General features: G+C 76.8%; 3 protein-coding genes. All 3 read left to right on the top strand.

Annotation, left to right across the window (positions count from 1 at the left end):
- Window positions 1–306 (top strand): hypothetical protein (locus D450_RS33725; RefSeq protein WP_026128663.1); only part of this gene is annotated, 306 nt, incomplete at its 5' end.
- A 13-nt stretch (window positions 307–319) separates the two neighbouring features.
- A complete protein-coding gene (locus D450_RS0120165) occupies window positions 320–1,444 on the top strand; it encodes an AAA family ATPase (RefSeq protein WP_017540464.1) in 1,125 nt (374 codons plus the stop codon).
- Window positions 1,441–4,108: SAV_2336 N-terminal domain-related protein (locus D450_RS0120160; protein ID WP_026128662.1), on the top strand; the 2,668-nt coding region annotated here is incomplete at its 3' end. The genes D450_RS0120165 and D450_RS0120160, both read left to right, overlap by 4 nt.

Below are 4,108 nucleotides of genomic sequence, written 5' to 3'. Positions count from 1 at the left end.
GCGGCGGCCGACCCCGCCGCAGATCGGGAAAGCCCTTCCGCCGTTCCTACGTTGGCGGAACACGCGGCATTCGATACCTTGATTTCCCGAGAGTTCGATTGGCTCACGCGAGAGGAGATCTCCGGACTCTCGCGCCGCCTGCGCGAATGGCGCATCGATTCCACCGATACCGACATTTCCGACGAGACGCACACCAGAACCGGTGACCCCTTCGACATCGCCCTTCTCAGCGACCTCACCGGCCCCGCAGCCGAGGAGCGGCCCGGAGTCATCGCCGCCCCCGAGGAGATCCCGGACAGCGAATAGGGAGGTCCCGTCGATGACGTCCGCTCCGGGCCCCGGCACACCAGGGCCGGGCAGCGGCCCCGCGCTCCCCTCCTGGTGGATCTACCGGGGCGTCGGCACCCCCGGCCCGTACGCGGCGCCGCTGCGCGAGCGGCTGCCCCCGCCGCCGCCGTGGCGCCGGTTTCCCGGGGTTCCGGACGGGTCGGCCCCGCCGGAGGACGAGGCCGAAATGGAGCGGGTGCTGGGGCCGCGGCGCACGCCTTCCGCGCCGCGCCGCCTGACCGACGGCGAGACCACCGTGATCAACGCGGTCAACGCCGCGCTGCTGCTGCGCCGCCCGCTGCTGGTCACCGGGCGCCCCGGGGTGGGCAAGTCCAGCCTGGCCTACAGCGTCGCCCGGGAGCTGGGGCTGGGCCGGGTGCTGCGCTGGTCGGTCACCAGCCGCACCACCCTGGCCCAGGGGCTGTACGAGTACGACCCGCTGGCCCGCATCCACGACATCAGCGCCGACGCCGCCGCCCTGGGCCCCGCCGCCGACCAGGGCCGGGAGGCGCACCGCCCCATCGGCGACTACCTGCGCCTGGGCCCGCTGGGCACCGCCCTGCTCCCCTCGGCGCTGCCGCGGGTGCTGGTCATCGACGAGTTCGACAAGGGCGACGCCGACCTGGCCAACGACCTGCTGGACGTGCTGGAGAACGGCGCCTTCCGGATCCCCGAGCTGGCCCGGCTGCGCTCCTCCCAGCCGGAGATCACCGTGCCCGTCGACGACCCGGGGCGCACCACCACCGTGCGCGGCGGCGAGGTGGTCTGCCACGAGTTCCCCTTCATCGCCATCACCAGCAACTCCGAACGCCCCTTCCCCGCCGCCTTCCGACGCCGCTGCCTGCCGGTGGAGATCCCCCCGCCCACCCGCGAGCAGCTCGCCGAGATCGTGGCCGCGCACTTCACCGGGCGCGACGCCGAGGAGGACCGCGACCTGATCCGGGCCTTCCTGGAGCGCTCGGCCGGCAAGGGGGGACTGTCCATCGACCAGCTACTGAACTCGGTCCATCTCGTCAGTTCCGAAGTCCGGGCGCGTGCCACATCCTGGGATCCCAATGCCTGGCAGCATGTACTCGACGTCATCTGGCAGCGACTGACCGAAACGGACCGCGAGTGACCGCGCGAGGCGAGAGGCCCGATCCGCGGACCGAGGGGGCGGCACAGGGGCCGTCCCCCGGTGAACCGTTCCCGCAGGAGCGCGGGGACGGCCCTTTGTGGTGGGAGGTGGCCGACGCGGTGTGGCTCGCCGCCCGCACCGGTTCGGCCCCGGACGCCGCTGGCGGGCCGCCGCCGGACCGCCCCGAGGAGCCGTGGCGCGGGGCGCGCCCGGCCGCCGCGNCCGACGGCCCCGGCGGCGGGGGCGCCCCGCCCGCCGAGCGCCCCTGGCCCCAGGAGCCGCCGCCCCCGGACGCCCCCGCGTCCGCGTTCGCCCCCGACCCGCCCGACCGCTTCGGGCAGGCCGAGTTCGCCGCCCCCGGACCGGCCCCCGGCCCCACCGCCGACCTGCCCGACCCGCAGGGGCTGGTGCGCGCCCTGCGGCGGCTGCACCGGACGCGCGTCGAGCCCGGCCGGGGCCCCGTCGACGAGCGCGCCACCGCCGAGGGGTACGCCGAGCGGCTGCTGGCCCGGCCGCCGCGGGCCGGCGCCCGCGGGGTGCCGCTGCTGCCCCGCTTCGCCGGGGCGCCGGCCCCGCCGGACACCCTGACGGTGCTGGTCGACGCGGGGCTGTCCATGCTGGTGCACGAACCGCGGATCAAGCGCTTCCTGGAGCTGCTGACGCCGCTGCGCCCCCACGGCGCCACCCGGGTGCTGCGCCTGGACTCCGACAAGGCCTGGCACGACGACCTGGTGCTGCGCTCCGACCACGGCCCCGCCCCCTCGCCCCGCCGGCTGGTCGCCCCGGGCGGGGGCCAGGTGGTGCTGGTGCTCACCGACGGGGTCGGCGAGGGCTGGCACCAGGGCGCGGTGCAGTCGTGGCTGGCCCGCTGGGGGCGGGGCGCGGCCGTGGGCGTGCTGCACCTGCTCGACCGCGCCCAGTGGCCGCGCACCGGGACCCGGCCCCGGCTGGGGGTGCTGCGCCCTCCCGAGGACTCCGTGCCGGAGCCGGCCCCCAACGCCCGGTACCGCTTCGGACCGGCCGGCGGGCTCGCCGGCCCCGAGCCGCCCCGCGGCGGCGCCGTTCCGGTCCCGGTCTTCCCGCTCGACCCCGAGGAACTGGGCTCCTGGGCCTCCTTCGTCTCCCAGGACCCGGCGGTGCCCGACTACACCGCCTCGGTGCTGTTCGCCGAGCCCGCCCCCGGCCCGGTCCCCTCCGAGTCCCCGCTTCCGACGGTCCGCCAGGGCGCCGTCCGCTCCCCCGCCGACGCCGAGGCCCTGGTGGCGGCGTTCCGCGAGACCGCCTCCCCCGCCGCGCTGGAGCTGGCCGTGTGCCTGGCCGCCGTCCCGCTGAACCTGCCCATGGCGCACGCGGTGCGGGCGCGGTTCGTTCCCGACGCCGGTCCGGGGGACCTGGCCGACGCCCTGTGGTCGGGGCTGGTGGTACGGCGCCCCGGCGGCATCCCCCTGACCCGCGCCGACCAGGTGTCCCTGGGGTTCCACCCCGGGGTGCGCGCCGCCCTCCTGGCCTCGGGCGGGACCCGGGCCCGGATCCGCGCGCTGCTGGACCTGGCCGCCGAGCGCTTCGCCGGGACGGTGCCCTGGATGCCCGCGTTCCAGGCGCTCTTGCACGGGCGGACCTTCGATCCCGCGCTGCCGCCGGTCCACGACGACACGGCGCCGGTCGCCCGGGCGCTCCGTCCGGCCATGCGGGCCCTGCCCGGGGTGCTGCGCACCGCCGCCGACCTCTGGGACGTGGCGCCGGTCGGCGGCGGTGCGGACCCGGCGGTGCAGCGGCACGCCCGGCCGGGGGCGGACGAGCCGGCGGGGGCGGACGAGCGGGCGCGTCCGGCGCCTGCGGAACCAGAGCCGAAAGACGAGCAGAGGGACGACGACGTGGCTGCTGCAGATCCCGATTTTCCCGGCACCGGCGGCGCGGGCGCCCCGACGGCGCGCCGCTCGGAGGTCCCCGCGCAACCGGGGCGGCCGAGCGAGGGCCAGGCCGCCTCAGGGCCCAAGCGGCCGCCGGCGGCGGCGCGGTCCCGGCCCTATGTGTGGGGCAGGATCCCGCAGCGCAACCCGTCGTTCGTGGGCCGCCGCGAGCTGCTGGAGGAGCTGGGCCGTCGGCTGGCCGCCGGCGACACCCACATCCTGCCCCAGGCACTGCGCGGCATGGGCGGCGTGGGCAAGACCCAGCTGGCCGTGGAGTTCGCCTGGCGGAACCGGGCCTCCTATGAGCTGGTGTGGTGGATCCCGGCGGACACCCCCACCCAGATCCAGCAGTCGCTGATCGACCTGGCGCCGCGGCTGGGCGTGGACACCGACCGCGACCCGGCGAGCATCTCCCGCTCGGTGCTGGAGGCGCTCCGGTCGGGCCACCCCTTCCAGGAGTGGCTGCTGATCTACGACAACGCGGCCGACCCGGAGGACGTGCGCAACCTGCTTCCCAGCGGCGGGCCCGGGCAGGTGCTCATCTCCTCGCGCTCGCCGCAGTGGCGCAACGCCGGCGGCAGCCTGCTGGAGGTCGACGTCTTCCGGCGCGAGGAGAGCGTCGAGCTGCTGCGGCGGCGCGGCCCCGAGGCGCTGACCGAGGCCGACGCCGACCTGATCGCCGACAAGCTGGGCGACCTGCCGCTGGCGGTGGAGCAGACCGCGGTGTGGCTGTACGAGACCATGATGGACCCGC

The sequence above is a fragment of the Nocardiopsis halophila DSM 44494 genome, assembly GCF_000341245.1.
Lineage (GTDB): Bacteria > Actinomycetota > Actinomycetes > Streptosporangiales > Streptosporangiaceae > Nocardiopsis_A > Nocardiopsis_A halophila.
This window is presented reverse-complemented; position numbering and strand designations above follow the sequence as displayed.